This is a genomic window from Bradyrhizobium agreste (assembly GCF_016031625.1).
Taxonomy (GTDB): Bacteria; Pseudomonadota; Alphaproteobacteria; order Rhizobiales; family Xanthobacteraceae; genus Bradyrhizobium; species Bradyrhizobium agreste.
In genome coordinates this window covers 282,153-305,991 of sequence record NZ_JACCHP010000005.1, presented here as the reverse complement: position 1 = coordinate 305,991, position 23,839 = coordinate 282,153, and the positions used below count along the sequence as shown (strand labels likewise).

At 64.9% G+C, this 23,839-nt stretch carries 24 protein-coding genes; 7 read left to right on the top strand and 17 right to left on the bottom strand.

Translation table 11 applies throughout. The features are described 5' to 3' along the window. Positions 1–28 precede the first annotated feature (28 nt). The 3 genes from HZZ13_RS09930 to HZZ13_RS09920 form a co-directional block, all read right to left on the bottom strand. Complete coding sequence (locus HZZ13_RS09930; protein ID WP_197959421.1) at positions 29–1,588, bottom strand: SPOR domain-containing protein; 1,560 nt, start codon at positions 1,586–1,588, stop codon at positions 29–31. 141 nt (positions 1,589–1,729) lie between these two features. After that, entirely contained in the window at positions 1,730–3,520 is a 1,791-nt protein-coding gene (gene argS, locus HZZ13_RS09925; protein WP_197959420.1) for an arginine--tRNA ligase, read from the bottom strand. Between the two features lie 9 nt (positions 3,521–3,529). Further along, positions 3,530–4,738: a deoxyguanosinetriphosphate triphosphohydrolase gene (locus HZZ13_RS09920; RefSeq protein WP_197959419.1), complete on the bottom strand. Its 1,209-nt coding sequence runs from the start codon at positions 4,736–4,738 to the stop codon at positions 3,530–3,532. Positions 4,739–4,848: 110 nt separating this feature from the next. On the opposite strand from HZZ13_RS09920, the gene erpA reads away from it, so the two are divergent. Next, entirely contained in the window at positions 4,849–5,178 is a 330-nt protein-coding gene (gene erpA / locus HZZ13_RS09915; protein ID WP_197952508.1) for an iron-sulfur cluster insertion protein ErpA, read from the top strand. On the opposite strand, the gene HZZ13_RS36735 is transcribed toward erpA, so the two are convergent. Together HZZ13_RS36735 and HZZ13_RS09905 are read right to left on the bottom strand one after the other, a co-directional pair. After that, the gene (locus HZZ13_RS36735; protein ID WP_246504357.1) at positions 5,175–5,336 is read right to left on the bottom strand and encodes a hypothetical protein; all 162 of its coding nucleotides are present in this window, start codon (positions 5,334–5,336) and stop codon (positions 5,175–5,177) included. The genes erpA and HZZ13_RS36735 overlap by 4 nt on opposite strands. Positions 5,337–5,380: 44 nt before the next feature. After that, positions 5,381–5,614, bottom strand: coding sequence for a DUF6356 family protein (locus tag HZZ13_RS09905; protein ID WP_197959418.1), 234 nt, complete (start codon positions 5,612–5,614; stop codon positions 5,381–5,383). A gap of 126 nt (positions 5,615–5,740) precedes the next feature. On the opposite strand from HZZ13_RS09905, the gene HZZ13_RS09900 reads away from it, so the two are divergent. Further along, positions 5,741–6,214 carry an Lrp/AsnC family transcriptional regulator gene (locus HZZ13_RS09900; protein ID WP_197959417.1) on the top strand — a complete coding sequence of 158 codons (474 nt, stop codon included), beginning with the start codon at positions 5,741–5,743 and terminating at the stop codon, positions 6,212–6,214. A gap of 86 nt (positions 6,215–6,300) precedes the next feature. After that, entirely contained in the window at positions 6,301–6,429 is a 129-nt protein-coding gene (locus HZZ13_RS37190; RefSeq protein ID WP_283817141.1) for a hypothetical protein, read from the top strand. Here the strand turns inward: HZZ13_RS37190 and HZZ13_RS09890 are convergent. Continuing rightward, positions 6,426–8,735, bottom strand: coding sequence for a hybrid sensor histidine kinase/response regulator (locus HZZ13_RS09890; protein ID WP_197959416.1), 2,310 nt, complete (start codon positions 8,733–8,735; stop codon positions 6,426–6,428). The two genes, HZZ13_RS37190 and HZZ13_RS09890, sit on opposite strands and share 4 nt — an antisense overlap. A gap of 153 nt (positions 8,736–8,888) precedes the next feature. On the opposite strand from HZZ13_RS09890, the gene xth reads away from it, so the two are divergent. After that, positions 8,889–9,686 (top strand): exodeoxyribonuclease III, encoded by a 798-nt coding sequence (gene xth / locus HZZ13_RS09885; RefSeq protein ID WP_197959415.1) that lies wholly within the window; start codon positions 8,889–8,891, stop codon positions 9,684–9,686. Between the two features lie 15 nt (positions 9,687–9,701). Here the strand turns inward: xth and HZZ13_RS09880 are convergent, their stop codons facing one another. The 7 genes from HZZ13_RS09880 to HZZ13_RS09850 all read right to left on the bottom strand — a co-directional run bounded on the left by HZZ13_RS09880 (position 9,702) and on the right by HZZ13_RS09850 (position 16,927). Then, positions 9,702–10,529 carry a tetratricopeptide repeat protein gene (locus HZZ13_RS09880; RefSeq protein WP_197959414.1) on the bottom strand — a complete coding sequence of 276 codons (828 nt, stop codon included), beginning with the start codon at positions 10,527–10,529 and terminating at the stop codon, positions 9,702–9,704. Beyond that, positions 10,516–12,237, bottom strand: a complete 1,722-nt coding sequence (gene ilvD, locus HZZ13_RS09875; protein WP_197959413.1) for a dihydroxy-acid dehydratase — start codon at positions 12,235–12,237, stop codon at positions 10,516–10,518. Before ilvD ends, HZZ13_RS09880 begins: the two co-directional genes overlap by 14 nt. A gap of 1,082 nt (positions 12,238–13,319) precedes the next feature. Then, positions 13,320–13,901 carry a hypothetical protein gene (locus HZZ13_RS09870; protein ID WP_197959412.1) on the bottom strand — a complete coding sequence of 194 codons (582 nt, stop codon included), beginning with the start codon at positions 13,899–13,901 and terminating at the stop codon, positions 13,320–13,322. A gap of 186 nt (positions 13,902–14,087) precedes the next feature. Further along, positions 14,088–14,345 carry a hypothetical protein gene (locus HZZ13_RS09865; RefSeq protein WP_197959411.1) on the bottom strand — a complete coding sequence of 86 codons (258 nt, stop codon included), beginning with the start codon at positions 14,343–14,345 and terminating at the stop codon, positions 14,088–14,090. 182 nt (positions 14,346–14,527) lie between these two features. Further along, on the bottom strand, positions 14,528–14,740 hold the full coding sequence (locus tag HZZ13_RS09860; RefSeq protein ID WP_197959410.1) for a hypothetical protein: 213 nt from the start codon (positions 14,738–14,740) through the stop codon (positions 14,528–14,530). 150 nt (positions 14,741–14,890) lie between these two features. Further along, complete coding sequence (locus HZZ13_RS09855; protein WP_167361664.1) at positions 14,891–15,067, bottom strand: hypothetical protein; 177 nt, start codon at positions 15,065–15,067, stop codon at positions 14,891–14,893. Between the two features lie 123 nt (positions 15,068–15,190). After that, positions 15,191–16,927 (bottom strand): adenylate/guanylate cyclase domain-containing protein, encoded by a 1,737-nt coding sequence (locus HZZ13_RS09850; RefSeq protein ID WP_197959409.1) that lies wholly within the window; start codon positions 16,925–16,927, stop codon positions 15,191–15,193. A gap of 317 nt (positions 16,928–17,244) precedes the next feature. Here HZZ13_RS09850 and HZZ13_RS09845 point away from each other — a divergent pair, with 317 nt between their 5' ends. Then, positions 17,245–19,434, top strand: a complete 2,190-nt coding sequence (locus HZZ13_RS09845) for a lytic transglycosylase domain-containing protein (protein WP_197959408.1) — start codon at positions 17,245–17,247, stop codon at positions 19,432–19,434. Between the two features lie 75 nt (positions 19,435–19,509). Here the strand turns inward: HZZ13_RS09845 and HZZ13_RS09840 are convergent, their stop codons facing one another. Genes HZZ13_RS09840 through HZZ13_RS09825 form a run of 4 tightly spaced genes read right to left on the bottom strand, consistent with a single transcriptional unit; the run spans position 19,510 to position 20,691 of the window. Further along, positions 19,510–19,872 carry a hypothetical protein gene (locus HZZ13_RS09840; RefSeq protein ID WP_197959407.1) on the bottom strand — a complete coding sequence of 121 codons (363 nt, stop codon included), beginning with the start codon at positions 19,870–19,872 and terminating at the stop codon, positions 19,510–19,512. Further along, a complete protein-coding gene (locus tag HZZ13_RS09835) occupies positions 19,869–20,057 on the bottom strand; it encodes a hypothetical protein (RefSeq protein WP_197959497.1) in 189 nt (62 codons plus the stop codon). Before HZZ13_RS09835 ends, HZZ13_RS09840 begins: the two co-directional genes overlap by 4 nt. Beyond that, on the bottom strand, positions 20,054–20,446 hold the full coding sequence (locus HZZ13_RS09830) for a hypothetical protein (protein ID WP_197959406.1): 393 nt from the start codon (positions 20,444–20,446) through the stop codon (positions 20,054–20,056). The genes HZZ13_RS09835 and HZZ13_RS09830 overlap by 4 nt, the downstream gene beginning before the upstream one ends. Before the next feature lie 35 nt (positions 20,447–20,481). Continuing rightward, a complete protein-coding gene (locus HZZ13_RS09825) occupies positions 20,482–20,691 on the bottom strand; it encodes a hypothetical protein (protein ID WP_246504356.1) in 210 nt (69 codons plus the stop codon). A 405-nt stretch (positions 20,692–21,096) separates the two neighbouring features. Here HZZ13_RS09825 and HZZ13_RS09820 point away from each other — a divergent pair, with 405 nt between their 5' ends. Continuing rightward, a complete protein-coding gene (locus tag HZZ13_RS09820) occupies positions 21,097–23,082 on the top strand; it encodes a PAS domain S-box protein (RefSeq protein WP_197959492.1) in 1,986 nt (661 codons plus the stop codon). Continuing rightward, entirely contained in the window at positions 23,079–23,750 is a 672-nt protein-coding gene (locus HZZ13_RS09815) for a response regulator transcription factor (RefSeq protein WP_311972618.1), read from the top strand. Before HZZ13_RS09820 ends, HZZ13_RS09815 begins: the two co-directional genes overlap by 4 nt. Positions 23,751–23,839: the final 89 nt, after the last annotated feature.

Genomic DNA, 23,839 nt, shown 5'->3' with positions numbered 1-23,839 from the left:
CCCTATGAGGGGGTCAAGGAAACCGCCGTTAATTCCTCTGGACGAAGCAGTCGGACAGGCCTGCGGCCTTCAGATTGTTGCAAGCCTGCGTCGCTTCCTGAACCGAGCCATAGGGGCCGGCAAAGGCGCGGTAGACGATACCCTTGCCTTTGTCGGTGAGATCGACCCGCTTGATGACTGGGGACCGCGAGCCGAGCACGCTGCCATATTTACTCTGAAGCACCCGGTAGGACGCGGCAGCGCTGTCCTCGCTTTGCTGCGAGGAGACTTGCACGATGTAGCCGCCGCCGCTGCTGCTGGTGGGCGCGATCTGAACCGGATTGGTCGCCGCCATCCGCTGCGGCGGCTCGGCCGCGGGCGACGATTGCGGCGCCAGCGACATCGGCTGGTTGGCGCTGGCATTGGCCGAGGTCGGCGGATTGCGCGGCGCGGCGGGCGCAACTGGCGCGGCAACAGGCTTCGGCGCGGCGGGCGCCGGCTTGGCGGCGGCCGATTGCGGCGCGGCGCTATCGGTCTGGTCACCTTTCACCGCCACGGTCCTGATCGGGCGCGGCGAATTGTTCGGCAGCGTGCCGTTGCTCGGGGTCGGCCCGGCGCTCGGCGGCGGCACGTTCGACGGCGACACGCTCGCCACTGACGGCGGGTTCGCATTCTGGTTCAGCGGCGGGAACACCACGCGCGGCCCGCCCGCCTTGGCGTTGACGTCGACGGGGGCCTCCTCGCGCGGCACGATCTTTTCGGTGCCGTCACCGCTGACCATACGATCCGGCACCTTGGCCGAGGAGTCCGTCGGCGCCGGCACGATCTTGGTCGGCGTGTTGTCGGCCTTGATGATCGGCGGCTCGCCGCTGCGAGGCGAGCCAATATAGGTCTTGTAGGCGAACGCCGCACCGGTGCCGACCACCGCAAGCGCCAGGATCGCCGCAACCGTCATCATGCCGCCGCGCTGCTTCTTCGGCTCCTCGACCTCGTCCTCGGGATAGTCGCTTTGGTAGGCGTACGGATCGTCGGGATAAGCCGGCTCACGCTGATAGTCCTGCTCGCCCGTCTCCAGCCGACCATAGAGCGCATCGTCGTAGCGCGACGGATCAGGCTGCGCATACGGCTCCTGATAGGACTGCTCCTGGTAGGCCTGACCATGCTGCTGATAGGCCTGCTCCTGATGAGCCTGATCTTGATAGGTGTCCTGGTGGGCCTGGGGTTGATGAACGACAGGCTCGGGCGCGGCAGGCTTGGCTGCATAACGATGCAGCGGATGAACCGGGCTTACGGTCACCGGATAGTCGGGCTCCGGCGCGGGTGCCGGCTGCACGTTGGCGCGCCGCATCCATGAGGGCGGCCCGGGCGGCGGCGCCTGCCCGGCGTTGTCCTGCAGATCATCGAGCTGGCGGTAATCGTCGTCTTCAAAGCTCTGGGCGGGCGCTGCCGGCGGGCGTGCCGTCGGCCGCGACTGCGCTGCGAACGGATCGGTCTGCCCGATCAGACGGGCGAGCTCGGCCAAGGGATCGCTTTCCGCCTTCCCATGCTGATCGTCGCCGCGACCATAGTCATCGGAAGGAAACGGTCTGTCCTGATATCGTTCGGCCATCGTGATGATGCGTCCCTTCGGGAAAGCCGCGCGCCCCTCGACCAAGGCACGGCTTTCGACCCACAAGGCTTTCAACCAAGTCTAAGCGATCCGGCTTCTGCCGGTTACCCCCCGAATTCCCCTTAAGTAGTTCGCCCCAAACTACCGCATCTCGTCCGGGGCATGGACGCCGAGGATGGCGAGGCCCGATGCCAGGACCGAGACGACGCCCTGGACCATTGCCAATCGCGCCTTTGTAAGATCTGCATCATTATTGATAATGAAGCGTAAATAGGGCAAATCACGCCCTTTCGTCCAAAGTGCGTGAAATTCGCTGGCTAAATCATAGAGATAAAAGGCAATTCGGTGCGGCTCGTGGGCCGCAGCAGCGGCTTCGAGCATACGCGGATATATTGCGAGCCGCTTGAGAAGTTCAAGCTCGACCGGGTCTGACAACCGCTCCACCGCCGACTCACTCAGCCAGACCATACGCTTGTCGGCATCCTCCGGCAGGTCCGGGAACACTTCGGCCCTCGCGTTGCGGAAGATCGAGTGGCCGCGGGCGTGGCCGTACTGGACGTAGAACACCGGGTTGTCGCGCGACTGTTCCATGACCTTGGCGAGGTCGAAATCCAGCACCGCGTCGTTCTTGCGGTAGAGCATCATGAAGCGGACGGCGTCCTGGCCGACTTCATCCACCACCTCACGCAAGGTGACGAAGTCCCCGCTCCGCTTGGACATTTTCACCGGTTCGCCGTTGCGCAAGAGCTTCACCAGCTGGACGATCTTGACGTCGAGCGATCCCTTGCCCGACGTCGTCGCCTTCACCGCCGCCTGCATGCGCTTGATGTAGCCGCCGTGGTCGGCGCCCCAGACGTCGATCATCTCGGCAAAGCCGCGGTCGAACTTGTTCTTGTGATAGGCGATGTCCGAGGCGAAGTAGGTGTAGGAATTGTCCGACTTGATCAGCGGCCGATCGACGTCGTCGCCGTACGCGGTCGCCTTGAACAGCAGCTGCTCGCGGTCCTCCCAATCCTCGACCGGCGCGCCCTTCGGCGGCGGCAGGCGGCCCTCGTAGATGTCGCCCTTGGCCTTCAGGAAATCGATGGTCTGGGCGACCTTGTTGTTGCCGTCCTCGATCAGCGAGCGCTCGGAGAAGAACACGTCGTGGCGGATGTTGAGGGCGGCGAGATCGTCCTTGATCTCGTCCATCATCATCGCGACCGCCTTGGCGCGCACCGTCGGCAGCCACTCGGCCTCGCTCATCGCGAGCAGCTTGTTGCCATGCTCCGTCGCCAGCGCCTGCCCGACCGGCTTGAGGTAGTCGCCGGGATAGAGCCCTTCCGGGATCGCACCGATGTCCTCGCCGAGCGCTTCGCGATACCGCAGGAAGGCCGAGCGCGCGAGCACGTCGACCTGGGCGCCGGCGTCGTTGATGTAGTATTCGCGCGTGACGTCGTGGCCGGCGAACTGAAGCAGGCTCGCCAGCGCGTCGCCGAACACGGCGCCGCGGCAATGGCCGACATGCATCGGCCCGGTCGGATTGGCCGACACGTATTCGACATTGACCTTCGCGCCGCCCCGGATGCGGCCGTAATCGGCACCTTCGCGCAGCACGGTACGCAGCGCCTCGGCCCAGGCGGCCGGCTTCAGCGTCAGATTGATGAAGCCGGGACCGGCGACATCGACCTTGGCGATCAGCGCGTCGGAACGCAATCGCTCGGCGATCTGCTCGGCGAGATCGCGCGGCTTTGCCTTTGCCTCTTTTGCCAGCACCATGGCGGCGTTGGTTGCCATGTCGCCATGGGAGGCATCGCGCGGCGGCTCGACCACGACGCGGGAGAAATCGATGCCCTCGGGCCAGCTGGAATCCGCCGCAAGCGCGCGGCAGGCAGCGTGCACGCGCGCGAGCACGTCGGCGAAAAGATGCAGCGATGAGGATGTCTGGGGCATGGCCGCCGCCTAACGCAAATCCGGGGTCGAGTCAAAGAGCCGCTGGTGCTCGGTCAGGGCGAAGCGGTCGGTCATTCCGGCAATGAAATTGCCGATCCGGCGGGCCCGGTCGCCCTCGTCGTCCGCCTCCGACCCCAGCAGCCATTCCGGCGGCAGCTCGCCAGGGGACTTCAGGTATTTTGCGAACAGATCGAACAGGATCTGCTCGGCTTCCGCCATCACCCGCATCACCCGCTCGTGGCGGTACATGTGCTGGTACAGGAAGGTCTTGATGGCGGCCTCCTCCTCGGCAACCTCGGTGGGGAACGCGACCAGCGCCCGGCTCAGCTGCCGGACGTCCTGGGCCGATTGCGGCCTGGTCGCAGCGAGGTTCTTCTCCGTCTCCGCAAACACCGCTCCGATCAGGTGCGAGATCAGCTCGCGCACCAGCTCGGCACCGCGCCGGACGTCTTCGAGATCGGGATAATGCGCCGCAGTCTCGGCGATGATCTCCGCCGTCAACGGCATCACCTTGAGATCGTCGAGCTGGAACAGGCCGGCGCGCAGGCCGTCATCGATGTCGTGGGCGTCATAGGCGATGTCGTCCGCGATCGCCGCGACCTGCGCCTCCAGCGACGCGAAGCTCCACAATTCGAGATCGTAGGTCTTGACGTAGTCGGCGATCCCGACGGGAACGCCATGCTCGCGGTAGCGCCCGACCGGGGCGCCGCTGCGATCGGTCAGCGGGCCGTTGTGCTTGACGATGCCTTCCAGCGATTCCCAGGTCAGGTTGAGCCCGTCGAACTCGGGATAGCGGTGCTCGAGCGAAGCCACGACGCGCAGCGTCTGGGCATTGTGGTCGAAGCCCCCGAACGCCTTCAGACAGGTGTCCAGGGCCCGCTCGCCGGCATGCCCGAACGGCGGATGTCCGAGATCGTGCGCGAGCGCGAGAGTTTCGGTGAGGTCCTCGTCGAGCCCGAGCTGGCGGGCCAGCGCGCGGGCGATCTGGGCCACCTCCAGCGAATGGGTCAGCCGGGTGCGGTAGTGGTCGCCCTCGTGGAACACGAACACCTGGGTCTTGTACTTGAGGCGGCGGAACGCGGTGGAATGGATCACCCGGTCGCAATCCCGCCGGAACGGGCTGCGGGTCCGGCTTGGGGGCTCGGCGACCAGCCGGCCGCGGCTGCGATCGGGGTCGCAGGCATAGGGCGCGCGGGGGGCTGCCATTCCGACGGACACGGCGAATTTAGTCCCTATCCATTTGATTCTGCGGATGGTGGCACTTAACTATGTCGGGCGCGGGATACCAAATGAATTGGGTATGACGCCGGGACTATCGGAGACCAGCAATGACGACTGCCGTGACCATCAGCGACCGGGCCGCACGCCGGATTGGGGAGATCCTCAAGGGCGAAGGATCGGGCGCGATGCTGCGCATCTCGGTTGAGGGCGGCGGCTGCTCCGGCTTCCAGTACAAGTTCGACATCGACCGCGCCCGCGCCGACGACGATCTCGTGATCGAGCAGGACAACGCGGTGGTGCTGGTCGATTCCGCCTCGCAGCCGTTTCTGGCGGGATCGCAGGTCGATTTCGTCGATGACCTGATCGGCGCCTCGTTCCGCGTCAACAATCCCAACGCCACCGCGTCCTGCGGCTGCGGGACGAGCTTCTCGGTCTAGCCCGACTCAAAATCTGAAAAACAACCCCATGCACAGTAGCAGGGGGCGCCGGCGCGGCGATCTTCGGCTTTTGCGAAAATAACTTGCGGCGCGATCAGGCTCTGGCAGGGTTTTGCGATGAAGTCCTCAAGGAACACCGGCGCGCCCAGATAGGCCAACCATCGGCACATATTGGTCTCAGACTCTCGAGTCGCGGCGCTCGCTACTCGGCGGGCTGCAGCGCCTGGCCGCGACGCGTGATGCGCTCGTGCATCTGCCGGATCATGCGGCTGGCAGTGGTCTCGAACAGGCAGGGAATGACGGCGTGCACCAGCGCCGCCAACGCGGCGCCGAACAGGCGCGCGGCGAAGCCGAGCGCGAACAGGAAATGCTCGCCGTAGGATTCATCGACGCTGTGCGGATGGGACAGAAACAGCCGGTGCAGGGTGGTTTGCATGCGAGGCTCCAGGGGCGGTTCGCTTGCAAGTCCTAGTGGATTCGGACCAAGAAGATGTCCCAAATATCACACAATATGGCCTAGACCGGTTGAATTTGGACGATAATTTGGTACGTTCTTGGGATAATGGATGAAACGGATTGCAAGCTCCTCAACCTGATCCAGCATGACGCTGCCCTGTCGCTGGACGAGCTGAGCGAACGGGCGGGGCTTTCCCGCAATGCCTGCTGGCGCCGCATCAAGCGGCTGGAGGATGAGGGCATCATCAAGGGCCGCGTGACCCTGCTCGATGCAAGCCGCATCAACGTCGGCCTGACCGCCTTCATCGCGCTGCGCACGACCGAGCACAGCGCGAGCTGGCTCGAGCGGTTTTCGAACGCTGTGCGCGACATTCCCGAGATCATCGGCGTCTACCGAATGACCGGCGATGTCGATTATCTGCTGCAGGCGGTCATCCCGGACGTTGCCGCCTATGACAGGCTGTACCAGCGCCTGATCGGGAGGATCACGCTCGCGGACGTGTCGTCATCATTCGTCATGCAGGAGATCAAGTCGACGACGGTGCTGCCGCTCGACTATGCGCCTGAGCGGCGCGGGTGAAGTCGTAGCATCCGCCGTGATCGCGATGTCGCGCGACACGGTCGTGAGCATGATGAAGCGTGCACCAAAGGGGCAACGGCAATGCCGTGAACATCTTTGTCTTGAAGAACGGCAGGCAGGCTTCGATCCTGTTCGCACCGGTCAAGCCGCATCCAGAGTCCGATTCTGTCGAGCGCCTGAAGGTGGTCGCCGCGCAAGTCTATGGAAAGCTTTAGACGCCCGTCATCTGCCTTTCCTCGTCCGTCCACTCCACGTCTTCAGGCATCAGCTCCGGCTGCAGCGGCGCGTCCTCGGTCAACACGTGGCCGTCCAGCGCGCGCAGCAGGGCCGCGACCAGCGCCGGCTTGCGCAGCGGCTTGGCCAGGAAGTCCGACATGCCGGCTTCGCGGCAGATCTTGATGTCCTCCGGGAAGGCATTGGCGGTCAGCGCGACGATCGGCAAGGCTTCGAAGCGCCCGCCCTGCGCGCGGATCGCGCGGGTGGCGGCGAGCCCGTCCAAGTCGGGCATGCGCACGTCCATCAGCACGACATCGTAATTGCCTTCGGAGGCTGCCGCGACGGCCTCGGTCCCGTCGGCGACGACACGTAGCTCGATGTCGAAAGCCCCCAGCATCTTGCTCACGACCATGCGGTTGACCGCATCGTCCTCCGCGACCAGTACCCTCAGCGGCCGATCGAGGCCGGCGATCCGGGCCTTGAGCTCGTCGGCTTCGTCGCGCCGGCCAGCCTGATCGGACGCCTGCGCCTGGCTCCAGGGCAGCACCAGCGTGAAGCGGAAGGTCGAGCCCTCGCCCGGCGTCGAGGTGACGCCGATCGTGCCGCCCATCTGCTCGATGATCCGCCTGCTGATCGCAAGGCCGAGGCCGGTGCCGCCGAAGCGGCGGCTGATCGAGGCATCGGCCTGCGCGAAGTCGCTGAACAGCAGGCCGAGCTTGTCGGGCGCGATGCCGATGCCGCTGTCGGTCACCGTCCATTCGACGGTCGCCAGCAGGTCGCGCCGCGCCTGGCAGGTCGCCGATATCGTCACCTCGCCTTCGTCGGTGAACTTCACAGCGTTGGAGGCGAGATTGAGCAGCACCTGGCGGATCCGCGCGACGTCGCCGCGGAGCGTCGGCGGCAGGTTCGGATCGAGCTCGACCTTGACCGTGAGCCCCTTGCTCTTGGCGCTGGCGCGCACCACGGTCGCAACCGTCTCGACCAGCGCCTGCGGCGCGAAGTCGATCGCCTCGAACTGAAAGCGGCCGGCTTCCAGCTTGGAGAGATCGAGAATGTCGTTGAGGATGCGCCGGAGATTGTCGCCGGACTCGCGGATCGTGGTGACGGCCTCGCGCTGCTCCGGATCGAGCCTGGTTTCGAGCAGCATGCTGGCAAGACCAAGCACGCCGTTCATGGGCGTGCGGATCTCGTGGCTCATCACCGCCAGGAAGTCGGACTTGGCGCGGCTTTCGGCCTCGGCCTTTTCCGCGCGCCAGCGCTCGGTGACGTCGCGTCCGAAGCCGCGATAGCCGAGGAAATGACCGTCACGATCATGGGCCGGCTTCGCCGTGAGCGACCACAGCCGGGCCTCGCCGCCTGCGACGACCTTGAGATTCATCTCGTGCAGCGGCTCGGCCTGCTCCATCAGGCCGACGATGTTGTAGGCGGCGCTCTTGTCCTCGGGGCAGAGCATGTCGAGCACGTCGGCGAAATGCGACCCCTTCAGCTGCGCAAGCGGCAGCTGCGCCACGGCCGCGAAGCGTTCGGGCACGTCGACGAGGCGTCCCTCGGCGTCGGTCTGCCACAGCCAGTCGCTGGCGTTCTCCTGGAAGTCCTTCAGCAGCAGCGAGATGATCTCGGTCTGGCGCTCGAGCTCGAGCTGGGCCTTGAGATTGCCGAGGAAGAGATTGCCCTGCGAGACGATGTTGCGCGCCATGAAGAATGCGAACAGCAGCAGGAACACGGCGGTCACCAGATATGGCCCGGTGCCGCACAGGAGCAGCGCGCCGGCGCAGGCGATCGTCATGGTCGCGAGATAGACGAGGCCCGCGCGCGGGAAGGTCGAGAGCGTGAAGGCGCCGCCGGACATCATGCCGACCATCAGGCAGGCCAGGATCAATTGGCTGGTCGGTTCGATGCGGCTGAACAGAGCGAGCGGCAGCGCGCCCCAGATCGCGGCGAGAAAAAACGCCTGCCGCAGCGTCTGCCGCGCCGCGCGCGGCGAGGCCTCCTGCGGCGGGTCTTGATGCGACTTGCGCCACGCGCGCACCGCGAGCGAGGCGGTGGCGGCGAGCGTCAGGCCCCAGATCGCGAGGAAGTCGTTCCAGCCCCTGCCCCAGAACAGGATCAGCACGATGGCGACGTTCAGCATCGTCACGGCCATCGTCACGGGGATCAGCTGGGTCACCGCGTCGATCTGCTTGGCACGGATACGGCGGATCTCGCGCTCGCTGAGATCGGCGGTCAGACCGTCCTCGATCTCGAAGCCGCCGAGCCAATACAGGAACGCGCCGATCAGGCCGTCGCGCGGCTGAGTTCGCTTCATCGCCTTGTCCGGCCATCCATCCGAGGAACCTCTTGACGATCAATGGCCTGCGGCCTGCTTAAGCCGGGTTAATTTTGTGGGAGATTTTGCGGCCGGCTTGACGGGCGCGTTTGCATTTTGTTCTAACCGAGACCCCTGCCCGGAGCCCTCCCAATGCCCATCAGAGTAGCCACCTGGAACGTGAACTCGGTTCGGCAGCGGATCGATTTGCTCCTGACCTGGCTGAAAGAGTGCCAGCCGGACATCGTCTGCCTGCAGGAGATCAAGTGCGTCGACGAGGCCTTTCCGCGGCTGGAGATCGAGGCGCTCGGCTACAACGTGGTGACGCACGGGCAGAAGACGTTCAACGGCGTCGCCCTGCTGTCCAAGCTCCGGTTCGACGAGACCAAGTCGGGCCTCGCCGGCGATGACGAGGATACCCATGCCCGCTTCCTCGAAGGCGTCGTAACGCTGAAGCGAGGCGTGCTGCGCATCGCCTGCCTCTATCTGCCCAATGGCAATCCGGTCGGGACCGACAAATATCCCTACAAGCTCAAATGGATGTCGCGGCTTCTTGATTATTCGAAAGAGCGACTCAAGGAGGAGGTCCCGCTGATCCTGGCCGGCGACTTCAACGTCATCCCGCATGCCCGCGACGTGCACAATCCGGCGGCCTGGACCGAGGACGCCCTGTTCAAGACCGAGACGCGCGAGAGCTTCCAGTCCCTGCTCGGCCTTGGCCTCACCGATGCCTTGCGCGCCGTCACCGACGAGGGCGGGCTCTACACCTTCTGGGACTACCAGGCCGGGGCCTGGCAGAAGAACCAGGGGCTTCGGATCGACCACCTGCTGCTGTCGCCGCAGGCCAGCGACAAGCTCGCCAATGTCGGCGTCGACAGCTATGTGCGCGGCTGGGAGAAGCCCTCGGACCACGTGCCGGTCTGGGCGGATCTGGATCTGGAGGCCGCCTGAAGCGGCCTCGGCCGTTTACTCCCGACGCCCCTGCACCCACTGCTCCAGCATTTGCAGGGCCATGGCGCGGTCATCGTCGGAGGCCTTGGCGAAGGCGCGGTTGTAGCTCTCCTTGATCCAGACCTCGTCGCTACCTGCGCTGTCGCGCGCCAGCGTCAGCCACATCAGGCCGCGCGCGGCCTGCCGCGGCAGGCGGTCGCCGTTGAACAGCATCTGACCGAGCAGCGCCTGAGCCTGATGCTGGCCCTTCTGCGCGGCGAGGCCAAGCCAGCGCGCGCCATAGCGGAAGTCTTCGCGCGAGGCGTCCGGGGTCTTCAGGTACAGACGCGCGAGGTCGTACTGCGCGTCCGCGTTGCCGAAATAGGATGCGGCATAGGAGAACATCTCCCGGGCGCGGTCCGGATCGGCTTTGACTTTCGAATTCGGGATGCCGGCCAGATAGTAGCGGCCCAGCGCGACGAAGGCGTTGGCCACGATCTGCGCCTGCGGCGCCGACGGGCTGTCCTCGGCATGCGCGTTGGCGATCCGGCTGAAATATTCGAAGGCACGCAGATCGTCCTGGGCGACGCCGTCGCCGTTGGCGTACATGCGGCCGAGCTTCCATTGCGCGATGGGGTGGCCACCCTCTGCGGCATATTGCAACGCGCTGAGCGAGGTTTCCGGGGTTGCGACCTGCGGCGGGACCTTGGTGCGCACCGCACCGGCAGCGCCGGGCAAGGTCGTCACCACCGGGATGGTGGCGTCCTTCGGGTTGACCGGTGCACCGTCGAAGGCGAACGCCGGCGCGGCCAGCGCAGCCGCCCCCAACACAAACGCAACTGTGGCACGCCTAAATGTCCGCATAGCACTGTTTCTCGTGCGCGCCGCCCGGATGGGTCACTGCCCCCCCGACCGCTGGTCCAACCTGCTGAGCATATTTCCAGAGCGCACCCGACGTGTGGTTTGTCGCGCGAGCGCTCCATTTGGTTTTGCGCTGGGCGAGCTCGGCGTCGCTCAATTTTACGTTAAGGGTCCCGGCGACCGCGTCGATCTCGATAATGTCGCCGTCCTCGAGCAGACCGATCGGGCCGCCGACCGCCGCCTCCGGCCCGACATGGCCGATGCAGAAGCCGCGCGTGGCGCCGGAGAAGCGGCCGTCGGTGATGAGCGCGATCTTGCCGCCCATGCCCTGGCCGGTCAGCGCTGCCGTGGTCTGGAGCATTTCCCGCATGCCGGGACCGCCCTTCGGCCCCTCGTAGCGGATCACGATGACTTCGCCTTCGCGGTAGGTGCGGTTCTGGACCGCCTCGAACGCGTCCTCCTCACGGTCGAAGCACCTGGCCGGACCGGTGAACCTGAGGTTGGACATTCCCGCGACTTTCACGATCGCACCTTCTGGCGCCAAATTTCCCTTCAGGCCGACCACACCGCCTGTCACGGTGATGGGCTTGTCTGCCGGGTGCACCACGTCCTGGTGCGGATTCCATTTCACGCTCTTGAGGTTTTCGGCGATCGTGCGGCCCGTGACGGTAAGGCAATCACCGTGCAGGAAGCCGTTGTCGAGCAGCGTCTTCATCAGAAGCGGTATGCCACCTACTTCAAACATGTCTTTGGCGACATAACGGCCACCCGGCTTCAAATCCGCGACATATGGTGTCTTTTTGAAGATTTCGGCGACGTCGAACAGGTCGAACTTGATGCCGCACTCATGCGCGATCGCCGGCAGGTGCAGCGCAGCATTGGTCGAGCCCCCGGAGGCCGCGACCACGGCGGCCGCGTTTTCCAATGCCTTGAGGGTGACGATGTCGCGCGGCCGGATGTTCTGGGCGATCAAGTCCATGACTTTTTCACCCGCGGTCATGCAGAAGGCATCGCGGATTTCATAGGGCGCCGGCGCACCGGCCGAGTAAGGCAGTGCAAGGCCGATCGCCTCGGAGACGGTCGCCATGGTGTTGGCGGTGAACTGCGCGCCGCAGGCGCCGGCCGACGGACAAGCGACGCGCTCGATCTCGTCGAGGTCCTCGTCCGACATGGCGCCGACCGAATGCTTGCCGACCGCCTCGAACATGTCCTGCACGGTGACCTGCTGCCCGCGGAAATTGCCGGGCAGGATCGAGCCGCCATAGATGAAGATCGAGGGCACGTTGAGGCGGACCATCGCCATCATCATGCCCGGCAGCGACTTGTCGCAGCCGGCGAGCCCGACGAGCGCGTCATAGGCATGGCCGCGCACGGTCAGTTCGACCGAATCGGCGATGCATTCGCGCGACGGCAGCGAGGAGCGCATGCCGTCGTGACCCATGGCGATGCCGTCGGTCACGGTGATGGTGCAGAATTCGCGCGGCGTGCCGCCGGCGGACGCGACGCCCTTCTTCACCGCCTGCGCCTGCCGCATCAGCGCGATGTTGCAGGGAGCGGCTTCGTTCCAGCACGAGGCGACGCCGACGAAGGGCTGGTGGATCTGCTCGGTGGTCAGACCCATGGCGTAGAAATAGGACCGATGCGGCGCGCGCGCGGGGCCTTCCGTCACGTGACGGCTCGGCAGCCTCTGCTTGTTGATCTTCGCGCCCATCGCAACCAGCTTCCCCGGCCAACCCTTTCAGACCCGAAAAATCAGAGCCAAGATTTGAATCGACCTTGGGATTTTCTCGTCGCCTTCGAAGACCGCCGCTGCCTTTAAAACATTAGAGCGATTTTATTCATGTTCGGGTGTGGCCAAAAAGCGGCGGCGATGCGAACCGCCGGTGATGAGGGTTAAATCCGGAATAGGTGTTGCACAGGCAGCACAATCGTAACCGGGAAGACACGGGTTTGCTTACGATAATACCTCACAAAGACGACAGTCGACAATCTCTGATTTCACACAGCGCGGTGCGCGACCGGACGCGATGGCGAAGATGGATGCCATTGAGTCGGCCCCTCTGCCGCGCGCGGGACGCAGGGAAGCTTGGCGAAGCCGGCAGACAGCGCGTGGAAGGCAGACATGCCTTCGCATTCTCGCGGCGCAATTCGCCCGAGCTTTGCTTGGTCACTCCGCCCTCTTGAGCCAAGAGGGCACAGGGAAGGCCGGGTGCTGACCTCGCACCCGCGGTCCGCTGCGCGAAATGCACACGCAGGAAGAACCGCACAGCAGCATACAGGTGGTGCCGAACACACGGCCTTCCCTGCGCGATGGTCGGACGGCTTATGCCGCGCTCTCCCGGGAGCCGAACTTTCCTTTTGGCCTCCCTCGCCCCGCGAATTGACGATGCCGTCCGCCCGGTTGGGCTCGCGCGCATCTCCGCGACAGGCTTGACCGTAGCAACGACGGCCAGGACCACACGGTTTTGCCGTACGCACGGCCCGCCATTTCGTCGCAGTTTTCCCTGACACCGTCGACAGCGCCGGAAACTTACAGACGAGACGAAGCCTAGCAGCGCCGTTCGTCCGCACGTGGTTTCGGGCTCACAGGGACTACCCGCCCTGCCCGCACCGTCTCGTGCCGACGCTGCCGCGTCCACCGCAAGCCCGGCTCGCGACAATGACGACCGCATGGTCGCCCCTCGAGATTGAGCCGGGATGGGCGACACATACGATATTTCCGAATTTCGGTAAAGCGGAATATTTTCGCGCGACCGGATTGACAGAGCAGCGAAACACCCCGAGGCGAACCGCTCAGGCCGACATCGCACGTCTGCATCCGAACGGCGCGACCAGCCGGACGATCTCGCAGGCGGCGACGAGCCCGGCGAGCCAGGCGGCGCTAGTGACCCCGATACGCGCAACGACCGCGGCCCTGAAGGCGCCCTCTCCGCCGAGCAACGGTGTTGCTGCCAGCAGCCCGATCTCATAGGTCCCGTAGGCGGCGATGAGCGCGATCCCAAGCATCAGGGGCGTGCGGCCCCGCGGCTGCATGCGGAGCACCGCGGACGCCGCCGCGGTGGACAGCAGCGCAGCCACGCCGATCACAAAGCCCCAGGCGATGGTGCTGCCATCGATGGGATAGTGCAGCGCGCCGAAACCGATGCCCTGGTTCACGAGCCAGGCGCCGGTGAGGATAACCAGCGCGGGGCGCAGCGGCAGCATCGCGGCCGCGACAACCGCGAACGCGGCGAACGGCGTTGCGCAGGCGAGCGCGAAGCTTGCAAGCGCGCATGACACCGTCAGAAGCGCAAAGCAGAACATCGGTGCAAGGTGCGGCGCGACCGGGTGAAGCCGCGGATGGTTCGCGTGAGACGGCGGAACGCTGAGCACCATGGATGATCTCCCTCTCATCCAATTCTAGTTCGTTTGCGGGCCTGTGACAGCCCCATCGACGTGGGTCAGCCTCGAGCAGATCGCTGGACCAGGAGACAAGCGCTGGAGCGTTCGTCCGCGAACGTGCTTGCGACGGCGGCAGCTCTCAGCCGGAGTCGGGCGCCGACGGCCCGGCGACGCCAAACATCAGGACCGCCCGCGCAAGCGTTGCGCCTGGGCCCAGGCGACAGCGACGTCGCGCGGCGGGACTTCGACGCGCTTGACGGGGGTCAATTCGCCGGAGGCCGAGACGATCGCCGTTTCTTCGCGACGGCAGCGCGTGCAGACGAAGCGGACCTCGTGCGGCGACGCCGACCAGCTCGACCGTTTCACATTGGCCGCCATCGGCCAGGCATCGCAATGCGAGCACGATACCAGAAATCGACCGGGATCGAGCATACCCATTCCATTGGACTCCGCGTCCTGCCGCCTCCTTCAATGATTAATCCATGTGAATCGTTCCGGTGCTCCAGCACCGCCGTCCTTGGTCGGGACCGCTCGCGGTTCCCCGCATGCGCAAAGGCGGCGATGCCGCTTTCATCTCACCGGCGGCGTCGCGCGATTGCGATCCCCTGCAAGTGTCCCGCTCAGCGCGCGCCCTTGAGGGTGCAGGAGGTCGTGCAGGTGACCGTCGTGCCGCGGTCGCACGCTTTGCAGGCGCTGACACACTGGTTCATGTCGCGCGGATTGTAGCTGTAGTTGCGCAACGGACAGGCCGGCGTGGTCGAGCCGGTGATGTCCTGCTCCTGATCGCAGGCCGTCGTCATGAGCGCGAATATGATCACTGCAACGAGGCGCATGGGATCGCCCTGTCAGACATGGCAAATCACACTCACGAGGTGCGCTGCATTGCAGCGAACCCCGGCCTTCCCATCACGAGCGTCGCCGATCAGCGGCGCTCGCCTGCTGCAAGGATGCGCGCCAAACGTTAAGAACGGATTTCAGCGGGTTCAGGCCGCAGCCGTCGTCGCGATCGCCTGCCGGATATCGACGGCCAGCTGCCGGTACTGTTCCCCGAGCTTCAGATAGAACTCGCGCTTGCTGCTGTCGGTGGCGAGCTTGGCGATCAGCTCGCATTCGGCGGTGAGCGTCTCGAACCGTTCCAGCCTGTCTTCCAGATGTGTCATCGGCGTGTCCCCATCAGACGCCTCAGGGACATCGAACCTAAGCCCGGGAAATACGTCACGGCGAACATCGTTATGGAGTAGCATCATTTTTTCCGGCGCAGCGTGCCGGACCGCAAGGCACGGCTATTTCTGCTCCAGCCGCCAGACGCCGTCCCAATCGGGATCCGGCGGATCGGCCGCAAACTGCGCGATGCGGCCGAGCATCGTGCGCGAGGGGCCGTCGCCGGGGACCGCCTCGAGCGCCGCGTTGAAGGCGGCGCGGGCCTCGTCGAAGCGCCGCGCACGATAGGCGACGAGACCCTCGGCATAGTGCGTTCGCAAGGTCTGTTGCGCGTCGCTGAGTGCGCCCGGTCTCGCCATGACCTCGAAGATCGCCTGCGGCGCGCTTTGGCCCGCGACCGCCAGACGATCGATCTCGCGCAATTCCAGGCGCGATCCGATCCCGTCCGCAGTCGCCTGCGAGATCAGGATGCGGGTGCCGTAGACCTTGTTGACGGCCTCCAGCCGCGAAGCGAGGTTCACGGCATCCCCCATCACGGTGAAGCTCATCATCAGTTCGGAGCCGATGCTGCCGGTCAGAACCTCGCCCGTGGCGATGCCGATGCGAAGATCGCAGGGCGCCGGCATGGCGCGGATGCCGAGCAAGTCCGGCAGCTGCTTCTGCAGCGCGGGCACCTGATCGGTCATCTCGACGGCGGCAAGCCCTGCGAGCAGAGCTTGCTCATCCTCCTCGATGAAGGGCGGCCCCCAATAGGACATGATGGCGTCGCCGATATATTTGTCGATAATCCCGCGATGGTTCCTGATGGGAGCGGACATCACCGTGAAGTAGTGGTTCATCACCTTGACGAGGCCGCGCGGCGTCATGCCCTCGCTCATCGAGGTGAAGCCGCTCATGTCGCAGAACAGGATGGTCATCACCCGGCGCTCACCGTCGATGGCGACCTCCGGCCGGTCGATCAGGCCCTGCACCACCTTCGGGTCGATGTAGCGGCCGAAGGTCTCGCGAATGCGCTCGTTGCGCCTGAGCTGCTCGATCATGCGGTTGAACGCGGCCGCAAGCTCGCCGATCTCGTCCTGTGTCGAGACGGTGATGGGCTTGTCGAACCGGCCCGCCTCGACCTCGCGGGTGCCGGCCAGCAGCAGCCGCACCGGACGCGTGATGCCGCTACTCACCAGCAGCGCAAACACGAAGCCGACGATCGCCGCGAGCAGGGTTACCACCCCGGAGACGATGATCGCCTGGTGCTGGCGGCTGATCACCTGGGACGTCGAGAAATAGACCTGCGTCAGCATGTCGGCGCGGATCGCATCGACCTTCCGGTTGAACGCATCGCGCAGCGTGTCGAGGCGTTCCAGCGTGCCGCGGGCCGCGGCCATATCCTTGGCCTCGACCTGCTTGAGCAGTTTCGCATTGCCCTCGTCCAGATCGCGCCGCAGCTCGGTGACGGCGCTTTCGATCCGAACGTCGAGCCGTGCCAGCGCGGCGTTGTCGGAATACGTCCTGGGATCGTCGATGATCGCGTTGATGAGCTTGCGAGCGGCCTCGGCCTCCTGCTCGAAATTGCGGTCCAACGCCTCGAAGTCGCGAAGCCGCGCCGCATGGGCCTCCTCGTCCGACGGCGCCTCCATCCTGGCCATCACCATCCGCCGCAGCGCCAGCGCCCGTTCCAGCGAGCGGATGTTCGCGCGCGCCAGATGGCTGTAGGCCGGGATGTAGCGGTTGGTCAGTTCGTCGAGCAAGATGCCGACCTGGCTGGACATCACCATCGACAGGATCGAGGTGACCAGCATCAGGACGATCAATCCGAGAGCGATGCCGACGATCTTGCGCCGGATCGACTGGTTGAAAATCGGCATAGGTGCAGGGCAAAGGCTGAAAGGATGAAGCGAGGGAACTCATACACCGGATTTGGCTGAGGGAACACGCGCAATCTGGCCGTTCTGGCGCCCTGTACCCTTCGCAATCGTCGCAAGAAGCCCGATCGTTAACGAAGGTTAATGCTGCTGTCTCTTCCGTCCTTTCGGAAGTTCCCCAGTTCCAATCCGTATTTTGCCGCATTGTTGCGACAGCTTGAGGATGCGAGACGGTGCCGGCGCATCGTTCGGTACTTCGATTCGCAAGCCGCATGTCGCGGACCTTGGTTTGTAGTGGTTTTCGCAGGGGGGACCATCGAATGAACCAGTGCCTACGCTCGCTCGCGTGTGTCGTTGCCGTGGCCGCGATGGCCCTCCTTCCCACCGAGGTGGCGGCGAAGAACGGTCACAAATCATCCGCACCGAAGAAGGCGCATGAGGCGAAAGCCGGCAAGCACCGCCACGCCTCCGCCGGCAAAGCGCGACACGGCAAGCACGCCGAGGCCAAGCGCAAATCGAAGAAGATGGTCGACAAGCCCGCGGACAAGCCGGCGCCGCCGCCGCTGACCGGCGATCTCGCCGCGCTGAAGGACGCCATCGATCTGACGCGCAAGGGCAAGACCGAGGATGCGAGCGCCGCGCGCGACCGCATCACGGACCCTGCTGGACAGAAGCTCGCGGACTGGTTCATGCTGCGCCATTCCGAGAGCACCGCGAGTTTCACGCGCTACGCCGCCTTCCTCGCCGCCAATCCCGACTGGCCGAGCAGGGCCCTGCTCCGCCGCCGTGCCGAGGCACGGCTGTGGCAGGAGAAGGCGGACGCGGCCATCGTGCACAAGTTCACCATGGACCGGCCGACCAGCGCCAAGGGCAAGTTCGCACTCGCGCGCGTCCTGCTCGCCGAAGGCGAGACCGACAGGGCTGCGCGGCTGGTCCGGGAAACCTGGCGCGCGGAGGAATTGTCCGAGCGGAGCGAAGAGGATTCCTACCAGGCCTTCCGTGATCTGCTCACGGCGGACGATCATCGCGCCCGCATGGACAAGCGTCTCGGCGCCAAGGACTATGACGGTGCGCGACGCGCGGCCAAACGGCTCGGCGAGGATGCGCTTGCCATCGTCAAGGCCTGCGCCGCCGTCACCGGCAAGGCCAACAAGGCCAAGGACTATCTCGAGGACGTGCCGGCCGAAGCCCGCCGCGATCTCGGCTACGTGCTGTGCCGCGCGCAATGGCACCTGCAGAAGGACCGCATCGACGACGCCGCCGAGGTGATCCTCGCCGCCGCGCCCGAGACCATGGCGGCCCAGGACACCGACGCGTGGTGGCGCGAGCGCCGCCTGCTGGCACGCAAGCTGCTCGACCAGGGCAAGTCCAGGACCGCCTATGACGTGGTGCGCACGGCCGCGGTGCCGGAAAAGGAAGTCTACCGTATCGACTATCACTTTATGTGCGGCTGGATCGCGCTGCGCTTCCTGGGCGATCCCAAGACGGCGATGATGCACTTCGCCGCGATCGACGAAGGCTCGGCCAATCCGATCGCGCTCTCGCGGGCCCATTACTGGCGCGGCCGCGCTGCCGAAGCCATGGGCGCGGTGGCCGATGCGCGCATGAGCTATCGGGCCGCGGCGCGCTATCAGACCGCCTATTACGGCCAGCTCGCCCGCGCCAAGCTCGGCTTCGATGGAATCGAATTGCGCCCGCCCTCGCTCGTGCTGGCCTCGGCCGGGACACCGCTTGCGGACGAGCGCGTGCGCGCCGCCGACATGCTCTACGGCATCGGCGAGCGCGACATGGCGTTCTACTATGCCGAGGATTTCGCCAAGGAGAGCACCGACGTCGCCGCGCTCGAAGCGCTCGCCGAGCTCGCCGGCCGGCGCAACGATGCGCGCGTGATGCTGGAGGTCGGCAAGACCGCGCTGGCGCGCGGGCTTGCGCTCGATCATTACGCCTTCCCGACCATCGGCATTCCCGAGCACAAGCAGGTCGCACCCGCGATCGAGACCAGCGTGATCTATTCGGTGGCGCGCACCGAGAGCTCGTTCGATCAGCGCGACAAGTCGCCGGCCAACGCGGTCGGGCTGATGCAGGTGACGCCGGAAGCCGGTCGCGACACTGCCAAGCGTTTCGGCCTGACCTATGACTGGGACAGGATGGTGTCCGATCCCGTCTACAACACGCAGATGGGCGCGGCCGAGCTCAGCGCGCTGCTGTCGGAATATCGCGGCAACCAGATCATGGCCTTCGCCGGCTACAATGCCGGCCGCGGCCGGGTGCGGGAATGGGTGCAGGCACGCGGCGATCCACGCGACCCCAATGTCGATCCGGTCGACTGGGTCGAGCGCATCCCGCTGTCCGAGACGCGCAACTACGTCCAGCGCGTGATGGAGAACGTGCAGGTCTACCGCGCAAGGTTCGAGGGCAGCGGCATGGTCGCCGGCAAGAGCGACCAGCGCGTGGTGACGCACGAGGCCGGCGCAACGGAGCCAGTGGCGGCCGCAGCACCCGTTCCCTGATCGACGCCGCCGGGGCTGGACGCGGCGCCTGCAAGGATGCGGTGCTGCGGCTTCCACGCGAGTGCAGTCGCGCAGCTAGGTGTCACCTCCTTCCATCGTGATCAGATCGCGACTGTCCAAATATGCGCCGGTCAAAGCTCTCGCGAAGGTCCAGGCGTTGATCGTGCAGCTCCAGCACCAGACGGCACTCATGACCGTCAACGTCTCGATCATACTGGCAGCGGCGAGCTCGACGTTACCGGCAATTGGTTCCGTCCGCCCAGGCACCGGCCAGTGCATGAACAGCGTGGAGAATTCGCCGCGCCGGTAACAATTCTCGTCACAGTAACGGCGCTGCGTCCGCGCATGCCGGACATAGCCGGAGCCGAGAGGCCGCGAGCATGTGCTGCACGCGGCCGCGTGCGACGGCGGCTCGTGATTGACCACCACGAACTTCATGACGCCGCTCTCACGCCATCTTTCGCGAGCGTCTCGCAGAACAGCGTGTAGCACTGATGATCGCAATAAGGCAGACGGGTCGCGATCTCGCGCAGATAGCTGCCGCTGATCGGCTCGCAGCACTGCATGCACCAGGTCCGCCCGAACGGGGTCCGGCCGTTGACCAACACGAACGCGAATCTCATGTGGCACCTCCCAAAGCGAAGCAGTAAACGCTGTCGAGCGGAGACAGTGCAGGCGGTGGAGCGCACAGATGGTTTCGGCCGTCCGGATTATCCCTGTTTCGCTCCACCTTTTGCGGTGGGATCAGAATGTATCTCCCGTCCTCCCGGCGACGCGCATAGATCTGGCCGTCGATGTACTTGATATCGGTCGGATAACAATCGGCGCTGTTGCAACAACTGAGGCTCGGGTTGTCCGGCATGTGCCAGGTCGAATAGAATTTTTCGTGCAGCGCCTGGTCCTGGGGTGGGTGCTGGCGATGAACGGCACCGTGTCCCGTCTCCTGTGCCTGGCCGGCCGCGATCGGGGCGATGAGAACGATCCAGCAGAAGAGCTTGCATGAGCGGTTCAACGCACGGCCTCCCGGATCAGCTCTCCAATCCAGCCTTATGCGACCTGGGCCCGAAACAACCACTGGCGGTCGCGTTCGCTTCGCGTGCGGAAACGATCAACGCACTTCTTGGAGCAGAGCGCGGTGCGCCAGGAATAGTAGCGGATCAGGCCGAACTTGCCGCCGCACACCGCACAGCCGTTGAGCGAGGAGCAACTTTCGGATTCCGATAGGCGACGCTCAGGAAGTACCGACATATCGTACATTGCTGTCTCCCTCTGTTGCTTCCGCTTTTCTCAGCTGTTCTCAGCTGTTCCCTTCGACACTCCCGATGGTCGAGAGGCTAGTCCGCCGGGCACGAAGCGCTCAATTGTACGGAGGTAACATGGCCGACATGACTAGGAATGGAGGAGCTATACCTAAGTTTGTCCCGTACTCGCCCGGGGTGGCCGGGCTGATGTTCAACGAGACGGCGCACGGCGCTCCGGCTGCACGGTGACCGTGAAACCTTGGCCGTCACGGTGTCCTTGATGCGCCGCAACGGACCTGGCGGCGAGCGGACGGTCCAAAGGCGAACGTCATGACGGCCGATCCGACTTTGGCTGGAATTGCTCCTCTCGCCGCAACGTGCTCTACTCCTGTTCACGCAGAGAGTGCCGGAAGCGTCAGCGATGAAGCCTGGCCGGGCAGCGACGTTGGGGAAGTCAGCCGCGCAATTCCTCGTCGGCTGCCTGAGGCAAGCTGTTCCCGCCAAGCAGCGTACCGATGCCCATGCCGCCGACTTGCTCGAGGCGGTCAAGCAGTGGCAGCAGGTCTTCGAGCACACGCCGGTCATGTACTTCATGGTCGATCCGGCCGGTACCGTGATCAACGTCAACACGTTCGGCGCCGAGCAGCTGGGCTACACGCCGGCGGAGTTGATCGGCCGATCCGTGCTGGATGTCTTCCTCGCGGAAGATCGCGCCACTGTCCGCGCCTGTGTCGAGTTGTGCCTCAAGACCGTTAATCAGTCACACACCTGGGAAATCCGGAAGGTTCGCAGGGACGGCTCGATATTATGGGTGCGCGAGAACGCCAAGGCCATGCTGCGGGCCAATGGCGGGCCGATCGTGCTGGTCGCCTGCGAGAACATCACCGAGCGCAAGGAGGCAGAGAACGCGCTGCGACAGAGCGAGGCTTACCTCGCCCAGGCGCAGGAATTGAGCCACACCGGTAGTTTCGGCTGGAAGGCCGCAACCCGCGAGATCACCTGGTCCAAGGAAACCTATCGCATCTTCGAATGCGAAGAAGGGACGAAGCCGGCGATCCCCTTCATGCTTCAGCGGATTCATCCCGAGGACCGGCTCGCCGTGCAGCAGACGACGGGCCAGGCGGCGCGCGAGGGCAAGGACTATGATCACGAATACCGGCTGGTGATGCCCGACGGTTCCATCAAACACGTCCGAGCGGTGGCACGGGCAACGCGAGATGCGAACGGTCGCGTCGAGTTCGTCGGATCGGTCAGCGACATCACGGCGACCAAGGAGGCAGAACGCCGGCTTCGTGACAGCGAGCAGCGCTTTCGCGATTATGCCGAAACTGCGTCTGATTGGTTCTGGGAAACCGGGCCGGACCACCGGGTCACCCGGGTATGCGAGCACTCCGATACCATCACCGCCCCCGCCGGCCTGATCGGGCTCACGCGTTGGGACATTGCGCCCGACGCCGCTCTCGAACCCGAAAAATGGCGACAACACCGAGCGGCGCTCGACGCCCACGTCCCGTTCCGCGACTTGGTGTATCGCAGCAAGGACCGCAATGGGCAGCCGATCTACGTCCGGACCAGCGGCAAGCCGTTCTTCGACGCGGACGGCACTTTCCTGGGCTACCGTGGCGTTTGCACGGACGTAACCGCGGCGATCCGGGCCAATCAAGCCGAAGACGCGCTGCGCAAGGCTCAGGCCGAGCTCGCCCATGTGACACGTGTGACGACACTGGGTGAGCTGACCGCTTCGATCGCCCACGAGATCAATCAGCCGCTCGCTGCAGTCATCGCAAACGCCGACGCCTGCCTCGCCTGGCTGCAGCGCAGTCCGCCGGATATCAAAGCGGCCCGCCGCTCCGTGGAGTGGATCATCGAGGACGGCAGGCGTGCCGGCGACGTGATCCGTCACGTTCGGGCGCTCGCCAAGCGGTCTGACATCGAGATGGTTCCGCTCGATGCCAATGCGGTCGTGCGGGAGGCCGTCGCGCTCGTTCAGCGCGAGATGGCCAGCCACGCCGTGTCTGTCCGCATGGAGCTGTCGTCGGCACTGCCGCCGATCTTTGGCGATCGGATCCAATTGCAGCAGGTCCTGATCAACCTGATCATGAACGGGATCGAAGCCATGGAGGACGTCCGCGATCGCCCGCGCGAGCTGGTGATCCGCTCACAGGCGAACGGCGATGGCGCGATGCAGCTGAGCGTTTCCGATTGCGGAACCGGCATCAGCGAACAGGCGATAGACCGCCTGTTCACGCCGTTCTTCACCACGAAGTCCTCCGGCATGGGCATGGGCCTGTCGATCTGTCGATCGATCATCGAGGCCCATGGCGGACGACTTTCCGCTACACCAAATCAGGAGCGCGGCGCGACTTTTCAGATCACCGTGCCCCTCCACCGAGAGGAACCATCGTGACCGAGCGCGCGGACTCTTCGCCGCCGCAGAAGAATGGCGATCAGCCCCTTGTCCTCATCGTCGACGACGACGCGTCCATGCGCCGTGCGCTCACCAATCTGTTCGAGTCGGTCGGTCTCAAGGTCGAAGCATTCGGCTCGGCGCCGCAGCTCCTCCAGGCCAAGCCGCCAGACGTCCCGAGCTGCCTGGTGCTGGACATCCGCCTGCCCGGAACGAGCGGCCTCGAGTTGCAGACCGACCTTGCCAAGGCAAATATCCACACGCCGATCATCTTCATTACCGGTCATGGCGATATCCCCATGACGGTTCGGGCCATGAAGAGCGGGGCCATCGACTTCTTGACCAAGCCAGTCCGCGATCAAGACATTCTCGACGCAGTCCAGGCCGCGATCGAGCGAGACCGCAAGCGCCGCGACCTCAACAGGACGGTCTCGACGGTCAGATCACGCTTCGAGTCACTGTCCTCGCGGGAGCGAGACGTATTGTCACTGGTGACGTCCGGCCTGATGAACAAGCAGGTGGCCGCCCAGCTCGGATTGGCCGAAATCACCGTCAAAATCTACCGCGGCCAGATCATGCGGAAAATGGGCGCGAAGTCGCTGGCCGATCTGGTGAGAATGAGCGAGGCGCTCGGGATTGGCCCGAACAAGCCCGATGCACAAACCTAAGTATGAGTTTCCAATCGCGACCGGCAGGTCCACCTTACCCCTTCATGTTCTAGCCGCGGCGACGGCAAGCGTAATTCCCGGCGAGGAGC

Coding starts and splice junctions, on each gene's coding strand:
- HZZ13_RS09905 (WP_197959418.1), bottom strand. CDS start 5,614: ATGCAAACCACCCTGCACCGGCTGTTTCTGTCCCATCCGCACAGCGTC.
- ilvD (WP_197959413.1), bottom strand. CDS start 12,237: ATGGGCGCGAAGATCAACAAGCAGAGGCTGCCGAGCCGTCACGTGACG.
- HZZ13_RS09890 (WP_197959416.1), bottom strand. CDS start 8,735: ATGAAGCGAACTCAGCCGCGCGACGGCCTGATCGGCGCGTTCCTGTAT.
- HZZ13_RS09865 (WP_197959411.1), bottom strand. CDS start 14,345: ATGGGTATGCTCGATCCCGGTCGATTTCTGGTATCGTGCTCGCATTGC.
- HZZ13_RS09860 (WP_197959410.1), bottom strand. CDS start 14,740: ATGCGCCTCGTTGCAGTGATCATATTCGCGCTCATGACGACGGCCTGC.
- HZZ13_RS09855 (WP_167361664.1), bottom strand. CDS start 15,067: ATGACACATCTGGAAGACAGGCTGGAACGGTTCGAGACGCTCACCGCC.
- erpA (WP_197952508.1), top strand. CDS start 4,849: ATGACGACTGCCGTGACCATCAGCGACCGGGCCGCACGCCGGATTGGG.
- HZZ13_RS09870 (WP_197959412.1), bottom strand. CDS start 13,901: ATGGTGCTCAGCGTTCCGCCGTCTCACGCGAACCATCCGCGGCTTCAC.
- HZZ13_RS09835 (WP_197959497.1), bottom strand. CDS start 20,057: ATGAGATTCGCGTTCGTGTTGGTCAACGGCCGGACCCCGTTCGGGCGG.
- argS (WP_197959420.1), bottom strand. CDS start 3,520: ATGCCCCAGACATCCTCATCGCTGCATCTTTTCGCCGACGTGCTCGCG.
- HZZ13_RS09930 (WP_197959421.1), bottom strand. CDS start 1,588: ATGGCCGAACGATATCAGGACAGACCGTTTCCTTCCGATGACTATGGT.
- HZZ13_RS09880 (WP_197959414.1), bottom strand. CDS start 10,529: ATGCGGACATTTAGGCGTGCCACAGTTGCGTTTGTGTTGGGGGCGGCT.
- HZZ13_RS09820 (WP_197959492.1), top strand. CDS start 21,097: ATGAAGCCTGGCCGGGCAGCGACGTTGGGGAAGTCAGCCGCGCAATTC.
- HZZ13_RS09845 (WP_197959408.1), top strand. CDS start 17,245: ATGAACCAGTGCCTACGCTCGCTCGCGTGTGTCGTTGCCGTGGCCGCG.
- HZZ13_RS09900 (WP_197959417.1), top strand. CDS start 5,741: ATGGATGAAACGGATTGCAAGCTCCTCAACCTGATCCAGCATGACGCT.
- HZZ13_RS09840 (WP_197959407.1), bottom strand. CDS start 19,872: ATGAAGTTCGTGGTGGTCAATCACGAGCCGCCGTCGCACGCGGCCGCG.
- HZZ13_RS09825 (WP_246504356.1), bottom strand. CDS start 20,691: ATGTACGATATGTCGGTACTTCCTGAGCGTCGCCTATCGGAATCCGAA.
- xth (WP_197959415.1), top strand. CDS start 8,889: ATGCCCATCAGAGTAGCCACCTGGAACGTGAACTCGGTTCGGCAGCGG.
- HZZ13_RS09850 (WP_197959409.1), bottom strand. CDS start 16,927: ATGCCGATTTTCAACCAGTCGATCCGGCGCAAGATCGTCGGCATCGCT.